The 5,039-nt window shown below is 29.8% G+C and carries 5 protein-coding genes; 3 read left to right on the forward strand and 2 right to left on the reverse strand.

Going from position 1 to position 5,039, the window contains the following annotated elements; genetic code table 11:
* Positions 1 to 74 precede the first annotated feature (74 nt).
* A complete protein-coding gene (locus ACR0QS_RS10915; protein ID WP_432633477.1) occupies positions 75 to 422 on the reverse strand; it encodes a cupin domain-containing protein in 348 nt (115 codons plus the stop codon).
* Between the two features lie 41 nt (positions 423 to 463).
* Positions 464 to 1,282, reverse strand: a complete 819-nt coding sequence (locus ACR0QS_RS10920) for an ATP-binding protein (RefSeq protein ID WP_432633478.1) — start codon at positions 1,280 to 1,282, stop codon at positions 464 to 466.
* A gap of 215 nt (positions 1,283 to 1,497) precedes the next feature.
* On the opposite strand from ACR0QS_RS10920, the gene ACR0QS_RS10925 reads away from it, so the two are divergent.
* The 3 genes from ACR0QS_RS10925 to ACR0QS_RS10935 all read left to right on the forward strand — a co-directional run.
* Positions 1,498 to 3,978 (forward strand): hypothetical protein, encoded by a 2,481-nt coding sequence (locus tag ACR0QS_RS10925; protein WP_432633479.1) that lies wholly within the window; start codon positions 1,498 to 1,500, stop codon positions 3,976 to 3,978.
* A gap of 31 nt (positions 3,979 to 4,009) precedes the next feature.
* Entirely contained in the window at positions 4,010 to 4,210 is a 201-nt protein-coding gene (locus tag ACR0QS_RS10930; protein ID WP_432633480.1) for a zinc ribbon domain-containing protein, read from the forward strand.
* 101 nt (positions 4,211 to 4,311) lie between these two features.
* The coding region (locus ACR0QS_RS10935; RefSeq protein ID WP_432633481.1) for an Rpn family recombination-promoting nuclease/putative transposase at positions 4,312 to 5,039 on the forward strand (728 nt) is incomplete at its 3' end.

Raw genomic sequence — 5,039 nt, forward strand, 5'->3', positions numbered from 1 at the left:
AAAAGCTATAGACTAAAAATATATTTAATCTATAGCTTTAATTAAATTAATAATATTATAGTTTTTCAAATTTATTATTCGGCTCTCACTTGGACAACCAAAACTTTAAAAACATTCGCGTTTTCTTTTGTCTTCAAAGAATGTGGAGCGTTCGCTGAAATCAAAATTGACTCTCCGATTTTTAATTCAAAAGTTTCGTTATCAATAGTAATATAGCCTTCGCCTTCTATAGCATTAACCAAAACATCTCCCGTTCCGCTATGAGTCGGCACTTGGCTGTCTTTTCCGAGCGAAAGAATTTTTATCATTAAACTGTTTCTTTCGACTAACGAAAAAACATTTAAATTATTTTCTTTTGTCTCAACCAAATTTTTCAAAGTCAAAACTTTTTTTGTTTCCAAATTGTTAATATATTTAGTCATTATATTCTCCTTAAATAATTTTTTATTTTTATTTTTTTATTTTATACAAGATTTCCGTCTATAGATATCGTATAATCTTTTATTATAATATTTTTATTCGCTTTTTCCATCGCTTCCCTGACTATCATCTCAACTCCTCCGCAGCAAGGAACTTCCATATGAACGATAGAAATTGATTTTATATTTTTATTTTCAAATATATTCGCAAGTTTTTCTATATAAGAATCTATATCCGAATCCAATTTCGGGCATAGCATCATAAGAATTTTATCTTTCAAAAATTTATTATGGAAATTAGGATAAGCGAAAGGAACGCAATCCGCCGATATTAGCAAGTCGGCATTTTGTAAATACGGCGCGTTTGGATTCATTAATTTTAATTGTATGGGCCAGTTTGATATTTCCGATTGCATATTAACAGAAATATTATTTTGATTATTTTCGTTTCGGTTATTTTTTCTCAAATCTCTTTGCATACTTCCTGGGCATCCGCATGGCAAATCGTCAGTAGCGGGAATTTCTATATTATTTTCTTTCATATAATTTATAGCCTCCTCGAATAATTTTGTCTCTCCATGTTCTTTCAAATGTTTCAAATGAGCCTTTATCACATTCTCGCCTCCTTTGACTATATTAACCATAACTTTAGCTTCGTTATATTCTTCAGCTTCTCTCTCTTCGATAGTCATGGCGTTTTCGGGACAGGCTTTTATGCAGGCTCCAAGTCCATCGCAAAATAAATCGCTTATCAATCTTGCCTTGCCGTCTATTATTTGCAGCGCGCCTTCGGGACAATCGGGAATGCATACGCCACAGCCGTTGCATTTGTCTTCGTCTATTTTTATTATTCTTCGTTTCATAAAAACTTTCTCCTTGTTTAATTTTATTTTAATTATTTAAATTTAATTAATAAATATATTTTAAATTTTTTAAAATAATTGTCAGTTGCCATAGCAACAAGTTTTATAAACGAATTTATGATTACGCTTTGGGCAGAATACAAATTTAATTGTTGATATATATTTATATTACTTTATAATATATTCAATTAATAATTTAAGTAATGGGGGATTATATGTTAACCGTTTTATTATATTCTTTTTTATCTATGCTTGTGGCAATGCTTTTAAATAAGATATTTGAATTTGTTAAAATCAGAATAGTTGTCGCATTTATATTATCGTTAATAGCTTTATTATCTGTAGTCGTATATGCAAGAGTTAGCGTTTTTCATACAATATTATGCTTGTTAATGTTATTGAGTATATTTTTAAAAATAATACAAGATATTGTAGTATTCAAAATAAGGAAACTTAATTATGTAAAATATGTAAGCTTTATATATTATTCTAGTATTTATATGATGTCTATAATATATACGGTTTTCTCATTATTATTGGAATTTAATGGAGAAGCATATATACTTCATAACATTACTTTAAGGATAATTGCTTTTGTTTTTGTAGTGAGTTCATTATATTGTTCTTTTGATTTAGTAATATTTATGCGTAAAATGTCAAAAGTCATAAAAAGTTTAACTTATAGTAATTTTGAAGGATTATCTGAAAAATTAGAAATACATTATAAAGACGAAGAAACTAAAATTAAAAAACAGAAAAAATCTAAAGAAGGTGATGAAATTGAAGGCAAAAGAGCTATACTAATGTTGACTTTGGAAAGATTAATAGATAAAAATAAAGTTAATACTGTTCATTTATCTAATACCGATATATATTTTAATCCAGATTTTTTGAATACTTGTAAATCTTTAGCGGAAGATATTTCTAAATCAGATGTCCGAGTTGATAAAAATATAGCTATAAATAGTATTAAAGAAACACTTTCTTTGCCAGATAATTTATTATCCGACTTTTTTATTATTGAAAATGATAACATCAAATTGCATGAATTTGACGATGGCGATTTTTATGTTAACGATATTCATATTGATAAAATAGTAGTATGCGCTTCATGTGGTAAAGCTAAATTATCGTCTATGATGGAAAATATAGAAGGCGAATGGTTTTGCTCCGATATATGCGAAGAAACTGAAAGTTTATGTTATAAAATTGCTTATGATAAAGATTTTGGCGAAAAACCTATAGGAGAAAGCATAAGCGATAGCGGAGCTATGGGCGTTGCTTCTGTTGGAGCGGCTCAATATTGGAATGAACAAGCTAGAGTATTGAGTTTTTCTACAAATGAAAATGGTGAAATTATTAGAAAAGGGCATGGAATAGCTGCAGAAAGAGCAAATGATTTTATAGACAGACTTCAAGGAAAGGATGCAAAGATACTTGGAGATGATAATGCTAAAGACGGTGCGGATAGAATAGTTGACGGTATAAAAATTCAAAGTAAATATTGCGCTAATGCTCAAAAAAGCGTAAGCGAGGCTTTTGGTAATGATGGCAAATACAGATATATGGATAATGGGAAACCTATGCAGTTGGAAGTTCCGAAAGACCAATATGATGCAGCCGTAAAAGAAATGGAAAAAAGAATAGAAAACGGCGAAGTTCAGGGTATAACTGACCCTAATGAAGCTAAAAATATCATTAGAAAAGGGCATTTAACTTATGAACAATCTGTAAATATAACTAAATTTGGAACTATAGAAAGTTTATTATACGATTTTAAAGTTGGAGCTATTGTAGGAGTATCTGCGGGCGGAATATCATTCGCTCTTAATACGGCTATAACATATTGGCAAACTAAAGATATAAAACTTGCTATAAAATCTTCCGCTATAATAGGAATAAAAACGGCTGGAAAAACAACGGCTATTTTTATGGTATCCGCTCAAATGCAAAGAATACCTCAAGTTAAATTATTTTTAGATAAAGCTATAAATATTGATTTTAGAAGTATACAAATTGGTAAGAATAAAATAGGACAATTTGCTGAAGAAGGATTGCATAAGCTTGGTTCTGGATGCGGAAAGGTTGTAGGAAAACCTCATGATGTTGCCAATAGAGCTTTAAGAGGTGCAGCCGTTGCCGCGGCATCAACAATAGCCGTTACTTCGACTATTGAAATTATAAGAATGGCTAGAGGTAGAATATCAGGTATGCAATGTATTAAAAATATAGTTGTTTCGGCAAGCGGAGTTACGGGTGGAACTATAGGCGGACTTGTAGGAGGAGTTTTATTATCGCCTATACCTATAGTTGGTCCTATAGTCGGTTCTTTTGTAGGAGGAGCTGTTGGCGGAATGGTAGCTACAACAGTTGCAAAAACAGTAATGGATGAATTTATAGTAGACGATACTGTAGCAATGATGGAAATTGTCACAAGACATTTAGAATATTTGGCTTCAAACTTCTTATTATCAGATGAAGAAATGAAATTATTAACAAATGAAGTAGACGCTATAATAACTCAAAATAAAGCTTTCTTGGAAGATGTATTTGCTTCAAGTTATAGAAGAGCCTTTGTTAATAGTAAATTAAAGCCTATAGTTGTTAGAATAATAAAAGATAGAGAAAAAATTCATTATGAGGCTTTAGAAGAAAAAAATATTATAGATGTTATAGCGGAAGAAGTGCCAGCTTAATATTTATTTTTATGTATTATAATGAGTATTTATGTTGCCAAACAAACCGCCATATTTTTATAAGTGTAATTCCTGCGGGAAAACTTTTAGCTCATCCGTAAAAGTAAATCCGCTTTTGGAATTATTTAATATAAAAAAATTGGGAAATATTCGGCTAAAATGTCCGAGTTGTGGAAGCAGAGATATAAAATTGTCCGCTATAAATAAAATGATTAATAAAGATAATCCGTAAAATAATTAAAATTCGGCGGTATTTTAAACCATTTTAATTAGGTTGTTTATATTTTTTCATTAATATTTTGACAAATAAAATTATTCTGTTATAATATACTTATGAAGAAAAAAATAAATAGAAATATAGAAATTAACAAACTCAATGATTTATTCGTCCGATTTCTGCTCGGCAAAAACGGAAACGAAAAAGTGCTTGAAGACATGGTTAACGCAGCTTTAAGAGATTTCAATTTTGAAGAAGTTAAAGATTTGGAAATAATCGACCCTTACAATCTTTCGGAAAATATCGACTTGAAAGAATCGATAATTGATATTCCAAAAGGGACGCCTTCGGCGAAAGCGAAAACAAAAGATAATAAAACGGTTATAATCGAAATTCAACTTTGCGGAAATATGGATTTTCTTAAAAGAATTTTTTATTATATTTCAAAAAATATTGTAAACGAATTAAAGGAAGGCGAAGATTACAAACAACTTTCAGGAATTATTAGCATAAATTTACTTAACTTTAATTTAGATTTTGGAGACGAAGGCAAACCGCATCGCTGTTTTAAATTAATCGATACAAAAAACCATAATGTAGATTTAGATTTTATCCAAATGCATGTTATCGAAGCGAAACGATTTATTGAAATAATAGAAAAATCTACGACAGACGAACTTAAAAAGAATAAATTATTAACTTGGATGAAATTTTTTACAACCAAAAATTTAAAATCTATAGAAAAGGAATTAAAGGAGGCAAACCCGATTATGACAAAAGTAATTGAAGAGTATAAAAGATTTACTTCGGATGATAAACTTATGCGAGCTTATGACGCAAGGGA

The sequence above is a fragment of the Brachyspira sp. genome (assembly GCF_050873525.1).
Taxonomy (GTDB): Bacteria; Spirochaetota; Brachyspiria; order Brachyspirales; family Brachyspiraceae; genus Brachyspira.

Coding starts and splice junctions, on each gene's coding strand:
- ACR0QS_RS10915 (WP_432633477.1), bottom strand. CDS start 422: ATGACTAAATATATTAACAATTTGGAAACAAAAAAAGTTTTGACTTTG.
- ACR0QS_RS10920 (WP_432633478.1), bottom strand. CDS start 1,282: ATGAAACGAAGAATAATAAAAATAGACGAAGACAAATGCAACGGCTGT.
- ACR0QS_RS10925 (WP_432633479.1), top strand. CDS start 1,498: ATGTTAACCGTTTTATTATATTCTTTTTTATCTATGCTTGTGGCAATG.
- ACR0QS_RS10930 (WP_432633480.1), top strand. CDS start 4,010: ATGTTGCCAAACAAACCGCCATATTTTTATAAGTGTAATTCCTGCGGG.